Origin of the sequence: Microlunatus sp. GCM10028923 (assembly GCF_042666975.1) — a bacterium.
Classification (GTDB): Bacteria; Actinomycetota; Actinomycetes; order Propionibacteriales; family Propionibacteriaceae; genus Microlunatus.
This window is the reverse complement of the sequence record NZ_JBHTFF010000006.1, coordinates 131,602-153,597: the sequence shown is the minus strand read 5'-3', so window position 1 is coordinate 153,597 and position 21,996 is coordinate 131,602. Positions and strand designations below refer to the sequence as shown.

Here is a 21,996-nt window from a genome sequence, read left to right as displayed (position 1 = left end):
AGCAAAATGATAGCAGACCGGTCAGGGCTGCATCCCCGCCAAGGTCGCCAGGTAGGCGGCCAAGGCCTGATCGCCGTCGGGGAGGGTGAGGCCGGCGGCCTTGGCCTTGGTCAGGTCGAGGGCGCTGTGCCGGGGGCGCGGGGCGAGGTCCTTGTCGCGGCCGTACTCCTCGGTGGTCACCCGGGTCACGTCGTCGGCCGAGCGGCCGCGCGCGACGTAGACCGCCGCGGCGAGGTCGGCCCAGCTGCGCACCGGGCCGTCGCAGGACACGTTGTAGGTGCCGTACGGCTTCGCGCCGGTGAGCAGGTCGACGGCGGCCTTGGCCAGATCCGCGGCGAAGGTGAGCCGGCCGTGTTGATCATCGATCACGGACGGGGCGATGCCGCGGTCGGCCAGCGAGGCCATGGTGCGGACGAAGTTCTTGCCGTCGCCGACCACCCAGCTGGTCCGCAGCAGATAGTGCCGCGGCCAGGACTGGACCAGCGCGTCGCCGGCCGCCTTGGTCTGGCCGTAGACGCCGAGCGGGGCGAAGGACTCGTCCTCGTCGTGCAGTTCGCGGGTGCCGTCGAAGACGTAGTCGGACGAGACGTGCACCAGCGGCAGGCGATGCTCGCGGGCCTTCTCGACCAGCCGGCCGACCGCGTGCACGTTGACCTGCCAGGCCTGCCGGCGGCCCTCCTCGGTCTCCGCCGTGTCCACGGCCGTGTACGCCGCCGCGTTGATCACCGCGCCCACCGAACGCCAGTCGATCTTCTCCAGCGCCTCCGGGTCGGCCAGGTCGCACTCGGCCCGGGTCAGCGCGATCGCGTCCGGCAGCAGCGTCTGCAGGGCCCGGCCGAGCTGACCGCCGGCGCCGATGATCAAGGTCCGCTGGGCCGGCACCGGGCGCACGTCGGCCAGCGCCGGATGGTTCCGGTCGGCCTCGGACAGCTCCCCCTCGGCCAGCGGGATCGGCCAGGCGACCGCGAGGGTCGGGTCGGCCAGGTTGACGAACGTGTACGAGTCCTTCGCGGCCGGGCTCCAGTGATCATTGACCAGGTACGAGTACGCGGTGCCGCCCTCCAGCACCTGGAACGCGTTGCCGACCCCGCTCGGCACGAACACGGCCCGCTCCGGCCCGTGCTCGACCGTGACCACGGTGCCGAACGCCGGGCCCTCCCGCAGGTCGACCCAGGCGCCGAAGATCCGGCCGGCGGCGACGGAGATCAACTTGTCCCAGGGCTCGGCGTGGAAACCACGGGTGACGCCGCGGGTCGCGTTGAAGGACACGTTGTTCTGCACCGGACCGAAGTCGGGCAGCCCGAGGTCGATCATCTTCTGCCGCTGCCAGTTCTCCTTGAACCAGCCGCGGTTGTCGCCCCGGACGTCCAGGTCGATGATCAACAACCCGGGGATGGCGGTCTTCTCGATCTTCAGCTCTGCCATCGTGACCTCACTGACCGACGGCGGCGTACTTGGCCTCGGTCGCGGCCTTCTTCGGCCGCCACCAGGACTCGTGCGTGCGGTACCAGTCGATGGTCTGGGCCAGGCCGGCGGCGAAGTCGCGGTACTGCGGCTGCCAGTCCAGTTCCCGGCGCAGCCGGGTCCAGTCGATCCCGTACCGCAGGTCGTGTCCGGCCCGGTCGTTCACGTGGTCGTAGTCGTCCCGGGAGCGCCCCATCAGTTCCAAGATCGTTTCGACGACCTCGCGGTTGTTCTTCTCGCCGTCGGCGCCGATCAGGTACGTCTCGCCGATCCGGCCGCGCTCGATGATCCGGAGCACCGCGCTGGAGTGATCATCGACGTGGATCCAGTCCCGGACGTTCAGGCCGTTCCCGTACAGCTTCGGGCGCTCGCCGTCGATCACGTTAGTGATCTGCCGCGGGATGAACTTCTCCACGTGCTGGTACGGGCCGTAGTTGTTGGAGCAGTTACTCAGCGTCGCCTGCAGCCCGAACGAGCGCACCCAGGCCCGGACCAGGAGGTCGGAACCGGCCTTGCTGGCCGAGTACGGGCTGGACGGGTTGTACGGGGTCTGCTCGGTGAACCGCTCCGGGTCGTCCAGCTTCAGGTCTCCGTACACCTCGTCGGTGGAGATGTGGTGGTAGCGGGCCTCGTGCCGGCGCGCGGCCTCGATCAACGTGTAGGTGCCGACCAGGTTGGTCTGGATGAACGGCGACGGATCGGACAGCGAATTGTCGTTGTGCGACTCGGCGGCGAAGTGGACCACGACATCGTGGTCGCGGACCAGCTCGTCCACCAGGTGCGCGTCACAGACATCGCCCTCGACGAACCGCATCCGCTCTGCCGGCAGCCCGTCCAGAGTGGTCAGGTCACCCGCATAGGTGAGCTTGTCCAGCACCGACACGGTGTGATCGGTGTGCTCGATCAGATATCGGACGAAGTTCGACCCGATGAACCCTGCGCCACCGGTAACCAGCAGTTTCGACATGGCTGACACCCTAATACTGAGCCGACGTCGGGGCCGTCCATCACTACGATGGGCCCTATGGTCAGCCGGAGCCGCATCACCTTCGGCGCACTTCCCGGCCGGGTGCGTCGCCGGCTGCTGCGCGCCGCCGGCGAATCGCGCCGCGCGATCGCCGCCGCACCCGCCTCCGTGTCCGAATCGGTGGTGTCGTTCGTCCGTCGGCACCGCCCGGTCCGGATCCCGGCCCGGCAGCTGCGGCCGCTGCTGGCCGAACAGCCGGCCCGGATCGTGATCATGACCGACGCCCCGATCGAGCTGGCCGACACGCTGGACCGGTTCCCGGCCGCCGAGATCCTGCTGGTGCTGATCACCGGCAAGGGTCCCCGCCCGGTACTGCGGCTGGTCTCCGCCCAGGCCGGGTTGCCGGACCGGGTGCAGGTCGAGGCGGTGACCGAGGCGACCGAGGTGGCCGCGCTGCTGCGCGATCTCACCCCGTTGCCGGCGATCATCGACGCGACGGTCCGGACCCGGGTGAAGAAGTACGCGCTGCGCCGGTTCCCGTACTACCTCGCCGACGACGGCAACTACCTGATCACCGGCCTCGAGGAGGACCAGGACCAACCGGCCGGTTCGGGCAAGGGTTCCCGGGCCACCTCGCGGGACCTGTCGGCGCTGATCGCGGCCGAGCCGCTGCTGGCCGAGTATCTCGAGATCACCGACGTCACCGACCGGTCGATCATGATCACCAAGCGCGGCCGGCACCTGATCAAGCTGTACGACGCGGAGGTCGAACCGGCCCTCAGCGCGCGGCTCGGCGACCGCTGGGGCGGCGAGCTGACCCGGCGGCCCGGCTTCACGTACGCGGCCCGGAACCGGCTCGCGGTGAACGATCCGCAGTACGCGTTCCGACTGCCGGAGCGCTGGCCGGTGCCGGACCGGGTGCTCCGGCTGCACCACGGCGTGGTCTGCGGCCCGCGCCAGCTGGCCGTACTGGACGGCGCGATCCTGCCCTGGTCGTTCCACCATCCGCTGGCCAACAAGCGGCACGCCCGCGGGACCACGTACATCAACAACACGGTGGCGGCGCTGGCCGAGGACTTCGTACCGGCCCGCGAGCTGGCCGGCACCTATTTCCATCTGGATTCGGAGTTCCCCGGCCACTTCGGGCACTTCGTCACCGAGGACCTGTCCCGGCTCTGGGGCTGGCGGCTGGCCAAGGAGCGGTTCCCGGACTGCCGGCTGCTGATCTCCGTGCCGCGCGGCGCGGACGGCCTGAAACCCTTCCAGACAACGCTGTTGGCCGCCCTCGGGATCGGGCCGGAGGACATCTGCACGTTCGCCGAGCCGGTCCGGGTGGAGACCTTGATCGGCGCCACGCCGCAGTTCCACAACCGGCGCTACGTCGATCCGGACCTGAGCCGGATCTGGGACCAGCTGCGCGCCATGATCCGTCCGGACGCCTCGGTCGACCGGGTGCCCCGGATCTTCGTACCGCGGCCGCCGGACGGCACCCGGCAGTGCCGCAACGGCGACGAGGTCGAGCAGATCTTCCTGGACAACGGGTTCCAGGTGGTCCGGCCGGAACTGCTGCCGATCCCCGACCAGGTGGCGATCTTCGCCACCGCGCAGGTGGTCGCGGGCTACGGCGGCTCGGCGATGTTCAGCATGATCTACAGCGACCGGCCGGGCGTCCGGATCGTCATCGGATCGGACCGCTACACCGCCTCCAACGAGTACCTGATCTCCGCCGTGAAGGGCGACAGCTATCACCACTTCTGGTGCCCCGCCCTGATCCAGGCACCGGACGGCGAGTTCAACGCGGACGCGTTCCACTCCGACTTCGTGTTCGACACGGCCAGGGACGGCGATAACCTGCGCAGGCTGCTCGAAGGCTTGTAATATCGGCGCCTTCACCGCCAGCGAGAGGAGCCGTGGATGCGCGGCATCATCCTGGCCGGGGGCTCAGGAACGCGCCTGCACCCGGTCACGATCGGGATCAGCAAGCAGCTCGTTCCCGTGTACGACAAGCCGATGATCTACTACCCGTTGTCGACGCTGATCTTCGCTGGCATCCGGGACATCCTGGTGATCACCACGCCGCACGACGCGCCCGGCTTCGAACGGCTGCTCGGCGACGGCTCGCAGTTCGGCATCTCGATCACGTACGCGCAGCAGGAGACGCCGAACGGGCTGGCCCAGGCGTTCGTGATCGGTGCGGACTTCATCGGCGACGACCGGGTCGCGCTGGTGCTCGGTGACAACATCTTCTACGGGCCGGGCGTGGGCACCAGCCTGAGCCGGTTCCATGATCTTGACGGCGGGGCCGTCTTCGCCTACTGGGTGGCCGATCCGACCGCGTACGGCGTGATCGAGTTCGACGCGAGCGGCAAGGCGATCTCGCTCGAGGAGAAGCCGGCCAAGCCGAAGTCGAACTACGCCGTGCCCGGCCTCTACTTCTACGACAACGAGGTCGTCACGATCGCCCGCGAACTGAAGCCGTCGGCCCGCGGCGAGTACGAGATCACCGACGTGAACCGGCACTACCTGGAGGCCGGCAAGCTGCAGGTGGCGGTGCTCCCCCGTGGCGCGGCCTGGCTGGACACCGGAACCTTCGAGTCGCTGAACGACGCGAACAACTTCGTCCGCACCCTGGAGGCCCGGCAGGGCCTGAAGGTGAGCGCCCCCGAGGAAGCCGCCTGGCGCCAGGGCTTCCTCTCCGACGCCGAACTCGAGCAGCGCGCCGAGAAGCTGGCCAAGTCCGGCTACGGCGACTACCTGCTCGGCCTGTTGGAGCAGTCGCGGGCCTGACCCAGCTTCTGTCGGTTTTTCACGTTACGTGAAAAACTGTCGCTTCCCGTCAGATATATCTCGCGGGAAGTGACAGGAAAGTGGGTGAGGTGTGACGAACTACCCGATTCTGATGCACACCGTCCTCGACGCCCGGGACTGCCGCGGGTTGGCCGAGTTCTACCGGCAGCTGCTCGGGCTGCGCTACCGGGCCGGCGAGGAGCCGCCGCCGGCGGGCGAACCGGACCAGGCCGACTGGCTCGTGCTTCTTGATGATCAAGGTCGGCGGGTGCTGACAGTGCAGGAGAAGCTGGACACCACGCCGCCGGACTGGCCGTCAGAGACCGTACCGATCCAGATGCACATGGACTTCCGGGTGGAGTCCCGCGAAGATCTCGAGCGGCATCGGGCCCGGGCCGAGGAACTCGGCGCCCGGCTGCTGCTCGACCGGACCGCGGACGACGGCGAGCCGCTGTACGTGCTGGCCGATCCGGCCGGCCACCCCTTCTGTCTGCTCCACCAGTAGTTGTTGATCAAGCTCAGCTGATCGTGGCGGTCACATCGATCACCACGTGGGCCTTCTTGGACGAGTAGACCTTGATCTGTCGCGCGGCCGACACCGTCACCGTGAGTTCGTTGACGATCGTGTCCGCCGTCGAGTAGTTCACCGACGAGGCGGCCGGGAGGGCCGAGGCCGCCGAGAACACCTTGAGGTGGCCGGAGGCCTCGGTGGCGGTGGCGATCACGTTGGCCTTGATGCCGGCGACGCCGGGCTGGATGAGCGAGCTGGGCAGGGTGATCGTCCGGGTCTCGCCGGCGGCGAACTTGGTGCCGGAGCGGGAGTCGTACACCCTGATCGGAGTCGGCAGCAGGCCCAGCTGTCCCCCGCCCTGGCTGAAGCCGACGCGGCAGCCGTTGATCTGAATCGAGCCGTCGGTGGCGCTGTAGATCCCGAGCGTGAGCCTGGTGCTCAGCGGGTACGGGCCGCGGGTGGTGCTGGGTACGACGACCCGGGTCGCCGTGATCGAACTCGAGGTCGGGATGCTGGTGTCGGCCACGACGGCGTACAGGTTCCCGATGCCGGCCACCCAGAGCCGGATCATCGCGTTGGCGGGGTTCGCGCTGGTGTTCCGCACGTACCACTCGATGTCACGGACCAGCGAACCGGCCGGGATCTCGACACTGGCCCAGAGAACCGATGGCGAGTTCGCCGTGTACGTCCCGTGGCCGCCCCAGGCTCGTTGCGACGGGGCGCCCTCCGGGGTGAAGTCGAACATGCTCACCGTCTTGTACGTGAAGCCGTGCTGCGGGCCGGAACCGAGCGAGGTGGTCACCGGAGAGGCGAGCACCGACGGGTTCCTCGGGTCACCGGCGGCGGACTTGCCGTCGCCGGGTTCGGCGGCGGCCGGCTGGGCTCCGGTCAGTGCGGAGCCGAGGACGGCGGCCGCCGCGCCGGCGCCGAGCATCAACCCGCGGCGGGACAGCGGTCCCGGTGCTTCTTCGCTCATGGGAGTGCCCTTCTTCTGTTGTCAGGAACGAATGTGGGTCCTCGCGTTCTCGAACTGCGGTTCAGTCGCGGCCACGGTGCCGCTCGTCGGTTCAGGCGTTCGCTATGGGGTCAGTGTGGGGCCGGATTCTCTGTCTGGTGGCGAATCCGGTGAGATCGGGCGCACCGTCCGGTTGTCGTAGGCGTCGGCCTGGATCCGGTACAGCTCGGCGTAGCGCCCGCCGAGGCGGAGCAGGGCTTCATGATCACCTTGCTCGATCACCCGGCCGCGGTCGAGCACGATGATGTGGTCGGCGGCCCGTACGGTCGAGAAGCGGTGCGAGACGAGCAGGGTGATTCCGCCGGCGAGGCTGCGGTCCCGGGCCGACTCCGCGTAGCGGGTGAACAGCGCGTCCTCGGTGTGGGCGTCGAGGGCGGCCGTCGGTTCATCGAGCACGGTGAGCAGCGGCTGTTCGCGGATCAGGCCGCGGGCGAGCGCGATCTGCTGCCCTTGCCCGCCGGACAATGCGATGCCGCCCGGCCAGGTGGTGCCCAGCTGGGTGTCCAGACCGTCCGGCAGGGTACGAAGCAGGCCGGTGGCTCCGGCCGCGGCCAGGGCCCGGTGCACCGCGTCGTCGTCGGCGGCCCGGTCCAGGTCGCCGAGGGTCACCGCTTCCCGTACCGTCAGCTCGAACTGGGCATGATCTTGGAAGGCTCCGCTGCACCGGCGGCGCCAGGCAGCGAGGTCGAGTCGATCAAGGTCGACACCGTCGATCAGGACGGCGCCGCACTCGGGCCGGTACAGGCCGCAGAGCAGTTTGATCAAGGTCGACTTGCCGGCCCCGTTCTCGCCGACCACGGCGATCACGCCGCCCGCCGGCAACTCCACGGACAGGTCGTCGAAGATCAACCGCTCCGTCCCCGGGTAGCGGAAACTCAAGCCGCGAAGGGAGATCCCCGACGTCAACCGCTCCGGTACGGGGAGCCGCGGGTGATCCGGGCGCCGCTCCCGCTCGGCGCGATCATGCAGCCAGAGGAACCTGCTGCCGACGGCCAGGCAGCCGACCAGCCACTGCGTCATGTCCACCACCATGCCGAGGTTGCCGCTCATGGTCGCCGCCAGGACGACCGCGAGGGCAAGATCACCGGCGGTCGCCTGCCCGGTCGCGACCCCGAAGCCGACCAGCAGCAGGGTGCCGCCGAAGCCGGCGGCCATGATCAACGTCGCGGCGGCCTTCCGTCCGGCCGAGACCCAGGCGACCCGGGTCCGGTCCCGGTGCTCGGTCCGCCAGGCCGCCCGGCTCAGGTCGAACAGGGCCGGACCGAGCCCGAACACGCGGAGTTCCTTGCCCGGTGAGGATCCGGACCCGAGCTGCACCAGGTGGCGCTGCCGGCGCCGCTGCTCCCCGGTCCGTTCCTGCGCGGTCTGCTCGTCCCGGGCGGCGCCCCGGGCCACCAGCACGGCCGGCAGGCCGAACAGCGGCAGCAGCAGGAGCGCCGGATGGACCGAGGCGAGCAGCACCAGGGTCAGCGTGGTCTGGGCGAAGGCCCCGACGGTCTCGGCCAGCGCCTCGAAGGTCCAGTGCACGATCCAGGCTTCCTTGCGCAGCGGGTCCAGCCGGTCCAGCTGGTCCGGACGTTCCAGGTGCTCGATCCCCTCCAGGCCGGCCGAGGTCTCGATCAGGCGCTGCTCCAGCACCAGGCCCGCCTTGTCCTGGAAGGTCTGGTTGATCCGGCCGCCGATCGCACCGCTGGCCCAGCCGATCACGCTGGTCAACGCCAACAGGCTGACCGCGATCACGACGGCGCCGGCCAGCCCGCCGACCGCCCCGTCGACAAGCTGCTTCAGCCAGAGCGCCTGCAGGCTGCCGAGCGCCCAGGCGGCCGGCACCAGCAGCAGGGTGCCGAGGGTGAGACCCGGGTGCGAGCGGGCCGCGATCCGGAACGTGAAGGCCAGCGTGCGGACCGCTCCGGGCAGTTCTTGATCATGCATCGTGGACTCCTTCGTCGTGGACTCCTTCGTCGAACCGCCGGGCCTGCAGCCGGTACATCCGGCGATAGGGGCCGTCGGTCGCCATCAGTTCCGGATGGGTTCCGTGCTGGGCGATCCGGCCCTGGTCCAGCACGGCGATCCGGTCGACGTGCCGGACGCTGGACAACCGGTGGGTGACCAGCACGGTCGTGGTCCCCGCGGTCAGTTCCAGGAACCGCTCGAACAACGCCGCCTCGGCCCGGACGTCGAGGGCGGCGGTCGGCTCGTCGAGCACCAGCAGCCGGGCTCCCGCGTCGGCCGCCCGCAACGCGCGGGCCAGCGCGATCCGCTGCCACTGGCCGCCGGACAGGTCGACGCCGCCGCGGTAGTGCCGGGACAGTACGGTCTCCCACCCGTCGGGCAGTTCCTTGATCAACTCCAGCGCGCCTGCCCGCCGCGCCGCCTGCCGGGCCGGCTCCAGATCGCCCGCCTCCCGGACCCGGCCGAAGCCGACGTTCTGCTGCGCCGTGAGTTCGTACCGGATGAAGTCCTGGAAGATCACCGCGAGCTGCTGCCGCCAGCTCGCCAGGTCAAGATCACGAAGGTCGGTGCCGTCGATCCGTACCGCGCCCTCGTCGGGGTCGTAGAACCGGGCCAGCAGCTTCAGCAGGGTCGTCTTGCCCTCGCCGTTGCGGCCGACGATCGCCAGCGAGCTCCCGGCCGGGATGGCCAGGTCGACGCCGTCGAGCACCGGCCGGCCCCGCCCCGGGTAGCCGAACCGGACCCCGGCCAGCCGCAGCTCGCGCCGCGGCATCCCGACCGCCGGGGCCGAACCCCGGTCCCGCAGGCTCAGCCGCCCGGTGCGCTCCGCGAGTCCCTGCAGATGCGGGAGCGCCGCCGCGCCCTGCCGGACCCACCAGGTGGCGAGCAGCGGATGGCCGAGCCCCTGCAGGGCGATCAGCGCCTGGACGTACACCGTCAGTTCGGCCGCACCGAGTTGCCCGGCGACCGCCGACGCGGCCAGGGCCGCCAGGACGGCTCCGTTGGCGACGGCGACGGTGCCGAGGGTCAGCAGGACCGGCCGCAGGTTGGCCCGGCGGGCCCGCCAGACGTGCCGGAGGAAGGCGGTCCGGTGCTGCCTTGTCCGCCCGGCCAGCAGCCCGGCCAGCCCGAACAACCGGACCTCCTTGGCGGCGGGCGGATCCAGCGCAAGATCACGGAAGTAGTCGGCCCGGCGCTGCTCGCCGGCATGCTCCTCGTGCTGTTCGACGATCTCGTGCTCGTTGCGCGCCATCCAGACGTGCGTGCCCAGCGCGGCCAAGATCAACAACAGCGGGGCCCACCAGGCGAACCCGGCGAGCAGGACGGCCGCTCCGGCGCCGCTCACCACGGTCTTCATCGCAGACCCGAGCTGCTGGACGATCCGGGTCAGCGGCGCCAGGTCGGCCCACTCGTACTCGCCGGCGCGCCGGATCTCCTCCGCCGTCTCCGGGTCCTCGAGGTGGGCCAGTCCGGGCGGCCCGACCGTCGCCGTGAGCAGCTGCTCCCGCATCCGCTGCGCCACCCGCGAGCCGAGCGACGTCGCCACCGCATCCCGGATCGGCGTGATCAGCTGGCCGGCGGCGAAGGCCAGGCCGGCCAGCCCGATCGCGGCCGCGAGGGCGTACGCCTGGTCGGAGTCGAGGCCGGCGGCGAAGGCCGGTTGGGCCCGCGCCACGGCCAGGCCGCTGGCGGCGATCGCCAGCGGAGCGAGCAGGCCCTCGACGACGACCAGCAGGACGAAGCCGGCGAACCGCAGCCGGGAGGTGGAGGCGACGTAGCCGACCAGCAGGCGCAGGGCGACCGGAAAGGGGGTGGTGACGGTGGACACCGGAGTTCTCCTCGAGCAGGAAGCGGTGGCCGCAGCTGCTCCAGAGGGAGCAGGCGGCGAGGACGATCTTCTGCGCGGCGGCCCGGCGGACGTCAAAGACGTCGGCGTTGCCCACCCTAGGGCGGAGGACGCGGATGGCGCACCGGATTATTCGCGGCGGTTTGTCGCGGATGTCCCTCGGTGTGGCCGGTCAGTGCCGTTTTCGGGCCGGATCCTCCAGAGCGAGGGACATCCGCGACAGCGCCCCGCGCCCGATCAGGCCGGTTGGGCGAACGCCGCCAGCAGCTCGGTCCGGAACAGCTCCGGCCGGTCGTACCACGGGCTGTGACCGCACCGCTCCAGAACCCGGAGCCCGAGCGACGGATGCGCTGCGCAGATCGACCGCCAGGTGTCGAGACCCAGGTCCGCGTAGTCGGAGTCGCCCATGATCACCGTCACCGGATGTGGGTGGGAGACCAGGTCCACCGTGTAGTCGAACGTCTCCGGGCACCCACGATCGCCCAGGTGCGCGACGTCTTGGCGATTCCAGGACCGTCCCGGCCAGCGGAGGGTCAGCCAGGCGTCTTCGGCGACGGCGTTGAATGCCGCGAAGCCGATCCGCCACCGGAGCTGCGACTCGCGGGCGGACAGGTCGTCCCGGTCGAGCCCGAGCTCCGCGATCCTGGCCGCGGCCAGGCCACCACGCTCGGCGTTCCAGCGGTCACGTCCCGCCAGGTTGAATCCGGTCGCCGGGATGGCGCCGGTCAGGACGATGGACCGGAACAGCTCTGGTCGCCGCCGCAGGGCCGTCATCATGATCAACGTCCCGTAGGAGTGGGCGACGACCGACGCCGGTCCCACCTCCTCCGCCAGGCGGATCAGGTCACCGACGTGGGCGTCGAAGGTGATCGACTCCAATTGATCAAGGTCCGAGTACGGCGAGCGGATCGAGCCGCGCTGGTCGTACCAGAGCACGCGATGCCGTTCGGTCAGCGGCAGCAGAGGCTCGACGAGCTCGCTGTGCTCGACGCCCGGTCCGCCGTGCACGGCGATCACCGGCGGACCGGATCCGATCTCCCGCACGTAGAGGTCGAAGCCATCGCTCGGCAGGAACCATTGGTCGACCGTGTCCAGGCCCCGCTGCAAGTCGGTCACCCGACCGATCGTAGACACTCAGACGGCTCCCCACGGCGACAGCGGGGAAGATCAAGGGCACCAGACGCGGCGGAACATTCCACGCTGATGCCGGGACCGGGTCAGGGAATCACGATCGAGCAGCGGCGAGCTTGCTGCGCAGCCGGAACAACTCCTTGCGGGCGGCCTTCGCGATCTTCTTGTCCGGATACCAGTCACCGATCAGATCCAGCGTCGCCTCGGAACTCGGACACGGGAATCGCCCGGCGACCTTGATCAACTCGAAGGCTCGGTCCGCTCCTGCCCCGGCCAAGGATTCCATGGCCTCCTCGGGACCGTCGAGGCCAGTGAGGCCGATCATGGTCACCAGAAGTTGATCACGCAGGTCTTCGGACATACCGTCGACCAGCCCCGGATCGACAGCGGCCAGGGTGGTCAGTGCCGCGGCGGTGGGCGGGTCTTGCGGCGTGCCCTGGTCGGCGATCCGCCGCAGGACGTTGAGAAATGACGGCCGGAGCTCCTCCGGTGCCGTTTCCTCGAGCATGAGCAGGGTCGTCGGCACTGCCTTCAGCGCGTCGGCGGCTTCGGTGCTGTCAAGGGCGCGGCCCGGTCCGTCGCCGAGCCAGGCGCCGACCAACTGCCACCATTCCCTCGGCAGCACGTCTTCGCGGCCGATCATCGCCACCAGGTCGTCGAAGGTCGTCGACGCAAGGTCGGCCAGCGTCGTGACCTCGACCCCCTGCCGCCGCAGCTCGTCCATCAGGGCGACCACGCCGAGCGGGGTGATCGCGATCTTGCCGCCGACGGTGCGGTCGGACCCGATCTCGGATCGCTCGGTCTCCAGCTCCGACTGCTCGATCACACCGGCGCGTTCGAGCAGACCAAGAACCCGGGACAGGGTCATCGAGAGGATGGGTGTGGACAGATACGGCACGTCCTCCGACTCCGCCACTTCCTCGAACTGATCGACGAGCTCGGCGAATTCGAGTGGGCCGGGCATCGTCAGCAACGGGCTGAGCAGCATCGCGATCGCCTGATCCAGCAGGTAGGGCAGCTGGGTCAGGCTTCGGGCCTGGAACGTACTGCCGGCTCCGAAGGACAGCAGCGCCGCGGCGGCCTTCCTCGCTTCTGCCGCCGGATCGTCGCGGACCCGTTTCTCCCATGCCTTGACCGGAACCAGACGTCCCCGCACCAGCCGGACCGCTCCAGCCTCCATCGCCCACCAGTGCCAGTGATCGAGGTGCGGCAGGTCCCGAGCCGAGCGCTTCTGATAGGTCAGGTCGCCGATCTCCAGCTCGAACTTCTCACCGGTGCCGAGTCGTTCGACCAGTGCCCGGGCATCGGCGAGCTTCAGTGCCCCGGTCTTGGTGAGCGTCTTTCCGTCCGGCCCCAGATAGTCGGCGATCTCCCGGAATCCGTGCAGCACCGGTGCCTTCTCGGCGCTGGCGCGCAGGGCCTCGGCGCTCGGTTCGACAACCGGTCCGATCACCACTGGCTCCCGGGCGAACTCCTGCCGAGCGATGTCGGTGATCGCGGTGCGCTGATCTTGGGGCAGCCAATTGAATTCGTCGATGGCGCGTTGCAGGTCTTCCGGACTCATGGCTGCAGGGTCGGTCAGGCCGATGCTCGCGAAGAGGCTCTTGGCCATGCCGAAGTTCGCCGGGTCGTCCATCGCCTCGACGAAGGCCGTGGCCAGGCGTCGGGCGTGGTCGGCGAGTTGGGCCCGCGAGTCGCCCGACCGCAGGATCCCTTCCTCGGAAAGGAATTGAACACCCGAGGCGATGGTGTACGGGAGGTCGGCGACCTCGGCCCCGGCGGCTGACAGCTTCCGCGGGCACCAGCCGAGCAGAAACTCCTCGAGCTCGTCCCGGGTCAATCGGTCCAGGTGCCCGTCGCCGTACGACCACTTCCAGTCCAGCAGCAGGCCAAGTTCTGGTGCCGTCGCTTCCGAGCCCTTCGCGCCGAGCCATCGGTCGAAAGCCCGGCAGGTCTCGTCGCGGAAGCTCTGATACTCGTCGTCCGTTGCCGGAAGGATGACCGCCATGGTTCGAAACTATCGACAGGATCTCCCGCGGCGCGACCGCAGATAGTCCGAGACGACGTACTCCCCCAGCCGGTCCGTGTCCGGGGTGAAGACACGGCCGCCGCAGCGCCGGGCGATGGCGTCGACGAAGCGGGCCAGGCCGGGATCGTCGCCGAGCATGAAGGTGTTGATCACCGCACCGTGGCGGGCCAGTTCGTCGACCTCGGCGACGGTCGCCCGGACGGTCTGCGGAGTGGTCGGATAGTGGAAGACCGCGTCGCCGCCGCCGGTCAGGTGCGCGGTCGGCTCGCCGTCGGTGATCACCAGGACCACCGGTTCGGCCTCGGGATGGCGCCGGACGTGCCGGCCGGCCAGCATCAGCGCGTGCTGCAGGTTGGTGCCCTGGATCCATTCCGGTTCGATCTCCGCCAGCTCGACGCCGGACAGCTGCCGGGCGTGCCGGTTGAAGCCGATCACCTGCAGCGCGTCCTGCCGGAACCGGGTCTCGATCAGCTGGGTCAGGGCCAGCGCGGTCTGCTTCATCGGGGCCCAACGCCCGTCCTGGAGCATCGAGAAGGACAGATCGACGCACAGGGCGACCGCCGCCGCGGTGCGCCGTTCGGTCTCGGCGACCTCGAAGTCGGCGACGTCGAGCCGGAGCGGCCGGCGCACCACGCGCGTTTCCGACGAGGTCCGGCGGTACGCGTTCGCGACCGTCCGCGGTACGTCGATCGGCAGCTCGTCGCCGAACGCCCAGGGCCGGGTCGAGCCGATCAGTTCGTCGGCGGAGCCGGTCCGGTGATCATCATGATCACCGAGGCCGGAGGCCGCCAGCTGCTGGAACACCCGGCGCAGCGCCGTCTGCCCCATCCGCCGCACCGCCCGCGGGGTCAGCCGCAGGCCGTTCTCGTCACGGCGCAGGAAGCCCTGCCGTTCCAGTTCCCGTTCAAGATCACGCAGCGCGTCCAGATCGGCCACGGCGTCCCGGCCCAGATGCCGTTCCAGGGCGTCGACGTCGATGTCGTCCAGCGTCGCGCCGGGATAGGACTGGGACAGCTGGGCCCCGAGATCCTCCAACTCGGCCAGTTCCTCCACCGCCTGCACGGCCTCCGAATACCCGAGCGACTCACCACCCGGCCGCATGCCGACCCGGGACTCGCGGTCCAGGCCGGGCCGCAGCGCGCGCAGGTTGTCCGACAGCTGGGCCATCTCCGAGGCCAGGTCCGCATCGGCCATGGCCTGGTTGATCAACTGGCCGAGTTGATCACGCTGCTCCGGGCTGAGCGAGTTCAGCATCCGTTGCGCGGCGGCCTGGCGCCGGGCCAGCGCGTCGATCAACTCCTCGACGTTCTGCGGGTTCTCCGGGAAGAACTGGCCGTGCTTGGCCATGAACTCCCGGAACTGCTCGGTGGTGTCCTCGGACCGGGCGTGCGCGGCGAGCAGCGCGTTCAGGTCGGCCAGCATGTCCTTCACGGCCGCCATCGCCGCGGGGTCGGGCGACTCCATCGCCTGCTTCAGCCCGGCGAACTGGGCGTCCAGCACCTCCCGCCGCAGCTGCTGGGCGATCGAGTCGAAGATCTCCTTGGCCTCCGGCGAAGTCCACTGGTAGTCGGCCAGGGCCCGGATCGCGCCGGCCGCGTTGTCGGGCAGCGTGGCCAGTTCCATCTCGGCCAGCCGGGCGTCCGGGCTGTCCGATCGGGCCAGCGCATCCCGCTCGGTGGCCAGGGCCTGGTCCAGCGCTGCCCGTACCTGATCAAGGGTGCCGCCGAGATCGCCGCGCCGGCGGGCCAGTTCCCGCATCCGGCGCAGCCGTTCGGACAGCCGGTCCAGGCCGGACTGGCCGTCCAGCCCTTGCCGGAGCAGGTCTCGCAGGGCGTCCTCGATGCTGGACGAGGCGAGGACGTCCTCGCCGATCCGGTCCATCGCGGCGCGTACGTCGAACGGCGGCGCGAGCGGGTCCGGCCCGCCGCGCCACGGGCCGTACCGGAAGCGGCTCATTCGGGTTCTCCTCGGTCGGCCGAGCCGTAGACGGTGCGGCCGTCGATGGTGTCCTTGTCGATCCGCCGGGTCAGGTGCAGTCCCTCCAGCACGAACTCGACGGCGTCGGCGGCCTGGCTGCGGCTGGCGCCATCGTGGTAGCCGAGCCGGTCCAGCACCCGGGCCAGCCCCGGCACCGGGCCGACCTGGCCGAGCAGCCCTTCAGCGGTGGTGCCGTCGCCGGTCTCGACCAGGCCGCCGTCGGCGAACACCGTGGTGAAGCCGGCCAGGTCCTCGCCGGCCAGCCGTTCCCGGAACGTCACGGCCACCGCGAGCCGCAGCAGATGCTCCAGCAGCGCCCGCTCCCGGCCCTCCTCGCCCAGCTCGAATTCGATCTTGCCCAGCAGGGTCGGCAGCACCGGAGCAAGATCACCGACGCGGGCCACGGCCGGGTCCTCGCCGAGCCGCGCCGACCGGCGCAGCGCCGCCGCGGCCACCGACTCCGCGGCCGCGATGGCGAACCGGGCCGAGACGCCGGACCGCTGGTCGATCGAGGTGGATTCGCGCAGGTTCGCGGTGAACCGGGCGATCACCTCCAGCAGATGATCACCGACGTCGGCGACCAGCCGCGCCTCCTGCCGGAGCAGTCCGATCTCGTCGGACACCTCGGTCAGGTAGTGGGTACGGATCTCGGCGCCGAACCGGTCCTTCAGCGGCGTGATGATCCGGCCCCGGTTCGTGTAGTCCTCCGGGTTCGCGGTCGCGATCAGGAACAGGTCCAGCGGCAGCCGCAGCGAATAGCCGCGGACCTGGATGTCCCGCTCCTCCAGCACGTTGAACAGCGCCACCTGGATCCGTTCGGCCAGGTCGGGCAGCTCGTTCAGCCCGAAGATGCCCCGGTTGCCGCGCGGCACCAGGCCGTAGTGCACGGTCTCCGGGTCGCCCAGCGTGCGGCCCTCGGCGACCTTGACCGGGTCCACGTCACCGATCAGGTCGCCGACCGAAGTGTCCGGAGTGGCCAGCTTCTCGGCGTACCGGTCGTCCCGGTGCCGCCAGGCGACCGGCAGGTCGTCGCCGCGTTCGGCGGCCAGCCGGCGGCATCGTACGCACACCGGGGCCAGCGGGTCGTCGTTGATCTCACACCCGGCGATCACCGGGCTCCATTCGTCCAGCAGCCCGGCGACGGTCCGCATCAGCCGGGTCTTGCCCTGGCCCCGCTCGCCGAGCAGGACCAGGTCGTGGCCCGCCAGCAGGGCCGTCTCCAGGTCGGGCAGCACCGTGTCGCCGAAGCCGACGATGCCGGGGAACGCCTCCTCGCCGGCGCGCAGCCGCTGCAGCAGGTTCGCTCTGAGTTCTTCCTTGACCGTACGGGATTCGTAGCCGGAGGCCCGGAGTTCGCCAAGACTGGCCGGCCGGGCATGATCATGCAGGCTCATGAATCGACCCTACGACCGGTCCGCAAGCGGATACTCGGATCATGACCCGAGTTCTCACCCTGGCCGGCGGCGTTGCCGGTCTCGTGCTGGTCTGTGCCGCCTGCTCGGCGATCACAGGCCCCGGCCAACCGGCCGTACCTCCGCCGACCGGTTCGTCCGGGCTGGTGACCACCGGGCATCCGGTCACGGTGATCGACGACGGTTCCGGCGCCGAGCTGTGCCTGGGCGGGGTGGCGGAGTCGCTGCCGCCCCAGTGCGGCGGGCCCAAGTTGGCCGGCTGGGACTGGTCGGACTGGACCGGGAAGTTCGAGGCGTCCCAGGGAGTCCGCTGGGGCGAGTTCATCGTGACCGGCAGCTACGACCCGGCATCGGAGGAGTTCACCGTGACCGAGGCACGGTCCGGCGAGGGCTACGTCTGGCCCGATCGCGACGACGAGACCTGGACCTCTGCGTGCCCCGAGCCCGCCGGCGGCTGGCGGGTGACGGACAAGTCCAAGGTCTCGGCCAGGGACCAGGACGCCGCCCTCAGCCTGGCCACATCCTTCCAGGACTACTCGACCGCCTGGGTCGACCAGAGTCCCAACCCGGCGGTCGGAAAGGACCTCCCACCCGAGGAGCAGGGACGCCGACTCAACGACCCGCTCTACACGGTGATCAACATCGCCGTCACCGGTGACGTCGCCGCGGCCGAGGCCAAGCTGCGCGAGGTGTGGAGCGGCATGCTCTGCGTCTCCCAGGGCAAGCGAACCGAAGCCGAACTTCAGATCGTTCAAGATCAACTGCAACGCGAGGTCCGGGGACTGCTGACCAGCTACACCGACCCGAGGGCCGGCGTCGTGATGGTCCAGGTCAGCTACGACGACGGCTCGGTCCAGCGCGCGTTGGACCAGAAGTTCGGCAAAGGTCTGATCGTCGTCGATTCGGCCCTGAAGCCGGTCTGAGCGACGTAGGCGTCAGTGCCCGAAAGCGAGGTACGGCGCGATGCCCAGCATCATGATCACCAGCGCATACCGGAGCACTTTCGTCGGCAGGGCGTGCGCAATCCGCCAGCCGATCAGCACGCCGGCCAGTTCCGGCAGCCCGATGATCAAGGCCAGCCACCAGTCCACGGCACCCTGCGCCAGGTAGCCGATCGTGCCGACGCCGGAGATGATCACGGACTGCACCTGGGCCGCCGCCAGCGACTCCAGGATCTCGGTCCCGGCCGCCACCAGCAGCGGGACCGACAGCATCGGCCCGCCGATCCCGATCACGCCGGCCGCGACACCGACCAGCAGGCCGAGGCCGGCGACGACGGGCAGCGGCGGGTGGCTCGGGTCCGCAGGTTCGCGCCGCAACTGCCGGATCAGCACCAGCAGCGCCGCCGCCAGGACCAGGAATCCCAGCGACACCCCGAACCAGCGCGGCGACAGCACGGAGTTGATCATGATGCCCACCGGCGTCCCGAGCAGCGCGGTGCCGGCCAGCCAGCCGGCGGTCCGCCGGGTGGCCGGCCGGCGGAGTTGCCCGGACCGGAGGTAGGCGGCGGTCCCGGCCAGGCCGGTCGCGACGTGGGTGACGATCGCGGTGCCGGCGATCGCGCTCGGCGACAGGTCGGTCAGGGCGAACAGGCCGATCGTGGGCAGCACCCCGCCCGGTCCGACGGCGGTGATGCCGATGCCGCCGGCCACGCCGATCAGGCCGAGCAGGACGGCGACCGGGATCGAGATGTCGATCATCGCGGTGCCGCGCCGCGGCGCAGGGTGGCGTGCAGCGACAGCCGGTCGGCCCGGACCCGGAGCACCTCGTCGTCGACCGGCCGGCCGTCGGCGAGCCGGGTCAGCCGCTCGATGGTGAAGATCGCGTCCCCCGGCTCGATGCCCAGCGCCGCCGCGACGGCCGCCGACGCGTTGCTGGCGTGCACGGTGACCTCGGCCAGCCCCAGCCGGTGCCCACCGGCCTCGATCAGAGCGAACACATCGGTGCCTTCCAGGTCGGCGTCCAGTAGCGGCCGCCCGACGTCGACCGGCAGGTAGCTCAGGTCGAGCGACAAGGGTTCGCCGTTGATCAGCCGGAGCCGTTCCAGGCGGACGACCGGTTCGCCGTCGCCGAGCCCGAGCCGGTCCGCCCCGGGCTCCGGGTGGCCGGCGAGTTCCTCGGCCGCCAGCACCCGGTTGCGGACGGAGCCCCGGTCGGCGAGTGCCTCGGCCAGCCCGGCCAGCCGGTCCAGGCCGTGGCCGAACTTCGCCGGAAGCACCCGGGTGCCGGCGCCCCGGCGGCGTTCGATCAGGCCCTCGGCGCGGAGCAGGTCCAGCGCCTCCCGGACGGCGTTGCGGGAAGCCCCGAACTCGGTCGCCAGGGATGCCTCGTCCAGCCGGTCGCCGGGCGGCAGTGCGCCGGACCCGATGCGGCCGCGGAGTTCCTCCGCCAGCCGATCGGCGCGGTCCCGGCGCGGCTGCGCCGAGGTCTGGTCGGCGGGGATCCGCCGCGCCGCGCGGCGGTCGGCTGAACGGCTCATTGGGCCAATCCAACCAGTTCCGCCAGAGTTACGCCACCCAGCGCCCACCCGCTAGGCTGCCTTCGCACTGAAACATTTCAACCATGGAGGGCCTCCCATGGACGGGACCCGTTCGATGCCGATCTGGGCCGCCGGTGATCCGGTGCCCGACTGGTGCTTCCTGCGGTACGACTTCGCCGCCGGCCCGGGCCCGGTGACACGCGCGACGCTGGCGATCACCGCGAGCTCGACCCGGCCCGCCCTCCAGTACGTCTATCGCGCCCACCTCAACGGCACCGTGCTCGGCGTCGGGCCGACCCGGCCGCTCGGCGACGAGTCCCGCTACGACACGTACGACCTGACCGGGCTGCTGCGGCCGGGCCCGAACACAGTCGGTGCCGTGCTCTACACGACGGACGATCACCGGTGCCAGGCCATGATCACGATCGAGTACGCCGACGGCACCGTGGACCGGTTCGGCAGCGGCCCCGACTGGCAGGCGGTCTCGGCGGCCGACGCGTACCCGGAAGCGGGCAGCATCGGGACCGCCGTCTTCGCCGCCCCGGTGGAGAACCTGGACGCCCGGAGCTATCCGCACGGGTTCGACTCCCCCGGCTTCGCTGCCGACTGGCCGGCCGCCGCCGTTCGTGACCCCTTCGCCGGACTGGAGCCGTCGCCCGTGCCGCCGGTCGCACGGCACGAAGAACCGCCGGTCCAGGTGCTGGTCCGCGAGCCCGACCGGCTGGTCCTCGACTTCGGCCGGACCTGGGCCGGCGGTGCGCTGATCCGGGCCCGGGCCACCGCCGGCGACCGGATCGAACTCCGCTTCGGCGAGGTCCTCGATCCCACCGCGGACCGGCTGGCGGTCCGCCACGAGCTCAGCACGGGCAACGTCTATCGCGACGTCTGGACCCTGACCGACGGTGACCAGGAGCTCGCGACCTGGGGCCTGCGGGTGTTCCGCTACCTGGAGGTACGGATCCTCGACGGCACCCCGGACCTGACCGAGGTGCTCGCGGCCGCCTACCGCTCCCCGTACGACCCGGAGGCCGCGGCCTTCTCGTCCAGCGAGCCGGACCTGGACCGCGTCTGGCGCCTCTCGGCGGAGACGATCGAGGCGCTGAACCTCAACCTCTACGTCGACTCCTGGACCCGGGAACGGCTCCCGTACGAGGCGGACGCCTATCTCCAGCAGCGGGCCCATCTCTGCCTGGACCGGGATCCGGCACTGGCCCGCTACTCGGTCGACTTCACGCTGGCGCACCGGACCTGGCCGACCGAGTGGCCGCTGTTCGGGCTGCTGGCGGTGCACGACCTGTGGTGGACCACGGGCGATGAGACCCAGGTCCGCGCGCAATATCACCGGCTGCCGGACCTGCTGCCGCTGCGCTGGATCGATCCCGGCACCGGCCTGATCCGCAAGCCGAGCGACGGCGGCGCCGCGGGCGACCTGGATCGCGGCGGGTTCGACCGGGACCTGGTCGACTGGCCGCCGAGCGAGCGGGACGGGTACCTGTTCGGCGAGGTCAACACCGTGATCAACGCGCTCGGGTACCGCTGCTTCCGGGCCGCCGCCGACCTGGCCCGGGCCGTCGGCGAGCCCGCCGACGCCGACCGCTACACGGCGGTCGCCGACCGGCTGCGCGACGCCATCGAGCGGCACCTGTTCGATCCCGACCGGCAGGCCTATGCCGACGGGCTCGACGCCGAGGGCCGCCGGCTCGACCACCACGCGATCCACGCGCAGGCGTTCCCGCTCTGGGCCGGAGCGGTGCCCGCGGACCGGGTCGACGCCATCGTCGGCGACCTGGCCGGCCGGGGCATGGCCTGCAGCGTCTACGCCGCGGCGTTCCTGCTCGAGGGGCTGTTCGAGCAGGCGGCCGCCGCGGTCGCGCTGCCCCTGATCACGGCGCCCGGCCGGCGCAGCTGGCGGCACATGCTGGACCTCGGCGCCGGCGCGACGATGGAGGCCTGGGACGTCGAGTTCAAGCCGAACCTCAGCCACTCGCACCCATGGGCGGCATCGCCGGCATTCCTGCTGCCGCAGGGGCTGTTCGGGCTGCGGCCGCTCGAGCCGGGCTACCGGTCGTTCGCGATCCGGCCGCAGCCGGGCCCGCTCGACCATGCGGAGGTACGGCTGCCGGTGCCGGCCGGGACCATCGCGGCGGCGGTCCGCCGATCCGGCGACCGGCACGACCTGCTGCTCCAGGTGCCGCCGGACTGCACCGGCCGGCTCTCCCTGCCGGCCCGGTCCACGCCCGAGCTCGAACTCGAACTCGACGGAACGGCCGTACGACTCCGCCCGGACGGACGCTGGCTCACCGCCGACAGCCCTCTCGAACCCGGCGAGCACCGGGTGCGCTGGACAAGTCCGGACCTCAGGTAGACGTCGAACTTTTCCGGACACTCCGGCCGAAACTGCGCGCCCCGGCTCCGCCTACCACGG

Annotated in this window: 16 protein-coding genes; 5 read left to right on the top strand and 11 right to left on the bottom strand. The window is 70.7% G+C overall.

The window, feature by feature from the left end; all coding sequences use genetic code 11:
* Positions 1 to 21 precede the first annotated feature (21 nt).
* Positions 22 to 1,425: a sugar nucleotide-binding protein gene (locus ACFQU4_RS16300; protein ID WP_377493679.1), complete on the bottom strand. Its 1,404-nt coding sequence runs from the start codon at positions 1,423 to 1,425 to the stop codon at positions 22 to 24.
* A gap of 7 nt (positions 1,426 to 1,432) precedes the next feature.
* Positions 1,433 to 2,431, bottom strand: coding sequence for a dTDP-glucose 4,6-dehydratase (gene rfbB / locus ACFQU4_RS16295; RefSeq protein WP_377493677.1), 999 nt, complete (start codon positions 2,429 to 2,431; stop codon positions 1,433 to 1,435).
* 57 nt (positions 2,432 to 2,488) lie between these two features.
* Here rfbB and ACFQU4_RS16290 point away from each other — a divergent pair, with 57 nt between their 5' ends.
* The 3 genes from ACFQU4_RS16290 to ACFQU4_RS16280 all read left to right on the top strand — a co-directional run bounded on the left by ACFQU4_RS16290 (position 2,489) and on the right by ACFQU4_RS16280 (position 5,723).
* Entirely contained in the window at positions 2,489 to 4,309 is a 1,821-nt protein-coding gene (locus ACFQU4_RS16290) for a glycosyltransferase family 61 protein (protein ID WP_377493675.1), read from the top strand.
* Positions 4,310 to 4,345: 36 nt separating this feature from the next.
* Entirely contained in the window at positions 4,346 to 5,218 is an 873-nt protein-coding gene (rfbA, locus tag ACFQU4_RS16285) for a glucose-1-phosphate thymidylyltransferase RfbA (protein ID WP_377493673.1), read from the top strand.
* Positions 5,219 to 5,309: 91 nt separating this feature from the next.
* Positions 5,310 to 5,723, top strand: coding sequence for a VOC family protein (locus tag ACFQU4_RS16280; RefSeq protein WP_377493671.1), 414 nt, complete (start codon positions 5,310 to 5,312; stop codon positions 5,721 to 5,723).
* A gap of 13 nt (positions 5,724 to 5,736) precedes the next feature.
* Here ACFQU4_RS16280 and ACFQU4_RS16275 read toward each other — a convergent pair whose 3' ends face one another.
* The 7 genes from ACFQU4_RS16275 to ACFQU4_RS16245 form a co-directional block, all read right to left on the bottom strand.
* Entirely contained in the window at positions 5,737 to 6,705 is a 969-nt protein-coding gene (locus ACFQU4_RS16275; protein WP_377493669.1) for a hypothetical protein, read from the bottom strand.
* A 102-nt stretch (positions 6,706 to 6,807) separates the two neighbouring features.
* Positions 6,808 to 8,676 carry an ABC transporter ATP-binding protein gene (locus ACFQU4_RS16270; RefSeq protein WP_377493667.1) on the bottom strand — a complete coding sequence of 623 codons (1,869 nt, stop codon included), beginning with the start codon at positions 8,674 to 8,676 and terminating at the stop codon, positions 6,808 to 6,810.
* Entirely contained in the window at positions 8,669 to 10,525 is a 1,857-nt protein-coding gene (locus ACFQU4_RS16265) for an ATP-binding cassette domain-containing protein (protein ID WP_377493665.1), read from the bottom strand. The genes ACFQU4_RS16270 and ACFQU4_RS16265 overlap by 8 nt, the downstream gene beginning before the upstream one ends.
* Before the next feature lie 255 nt (positions 10,526 to 10,780).
* On the bottom strand, positions 10,781 to 11,659 hold the full coding sequence (locus ACFQU4_RS16260) for an alpha/beta fold hydrolase (protein WP_377493663.1): 879 nt from the start codon (positions 11,657 to 11,659) through the stop codon (positions 10,781 to 10,783).
* Between the two features lie 109 nt (positions 11,660 to 11,768).
* A complete protein-coding gene (locus tag ACFQU4_RS16255) occupies positions 11,769 to 13,682 on the bottom strand; it encodes a hypothetical protein (protein ID WP_377493661.1) in 1,914 nt (637 codons plus the stop codon).
* A 9-nt stretch (positions 13,683 to 13,691) separates the two neighbouring features.
* Positions 13,692 to 15,659 carry a VWA domain-containing protein gene (locus ACFQU4_RS16250; RefSeq protein WP_377493659.1) on the bottom strand — a complete coding sequence of 656 codons (1,968 nt, stop codon included), beginning with the start codon at positions 15,657 to 15,659 and terminating at the stop codon, positions 13,692 to 13,694.
* A complete protein-coding gene (locus tag ACFQU4_RS16245) occupies positions 15,656 to 17,074 on the bottom strand; it encodes a magnesium chelatase (protein WP_377493657.1) in 1,419 nt (472 codons plus the stop codon). Before ACFQU4_RS16245 ends, ACFQU4_RS16250 begins: the two co-directional genes overlap by 4 nt.
* Before the next feature lie 41 nt (positions 17,075 to 17,115).
* Between ACFQU4_RS16245 and ACFQU4_RS16240 the strand changes: the two genes are divergently transcribed.
* Complete coding sequence (locus ACFQU4_RS16240) at positions 17,116 to 18,015, top strand: hypothetical protein (protein WP_377493655.1); 900 nt, start codon at positions 17,116 to 17,118, stop codon at positions 18,013 to 18,015.
* Positions 18,016 to 18,027: 12 nt separating this feature from the next.
* Here the strand turns inward: ACFQU4_RS16240 and ACFQU4_RS16235 are convergent, their stop codons facing one another.
* A complete protein-coding gene (locus tag ACFQU4_RS16235) occupies positions 18,028 to 18,792 on the bottom strand; it encodes a sulfite exporter TauE/SafE family protein (protein WP_377493653.1) in 765 nt (254 codons plus the stop codon).
* Entirely contained in the window at positions 18,789 to 19,571 is a 783-nt protein-coding gene (locus tag ACFQU4_RS16230; RefSeq protein ID WP_377493651.1) for a GntR family transcriptional regulator, read from the bottom strand. The genes ACFQU4_RS16235 and ACFQU4_RS16230 overlap by 4 nt, the downstream gene beginning before the upstream one ends.
* A 97-nt stretch (positions 19,572 to 19,668) precedes the next feature.
* Here ACFQU4_RS16230 and ACFQU4_RS16225 point away from each other — a divergent pair, with 97 nt between their 5' ends.
* Positions 19,669 to 21,936: a family 78 glycoside hydrolase catalytic domain gene (locus ACFQU4_RS16225; protein WP_377493649.1), complete on the top strand. Its 2,268-nt coding sequence runs from the start codon at positions 19,669 to 19,671 to the stop codon at positions 21,934 to 21,936.
* Positions 21,937 to 21,996: the final 60 nt, after the last annotated feature.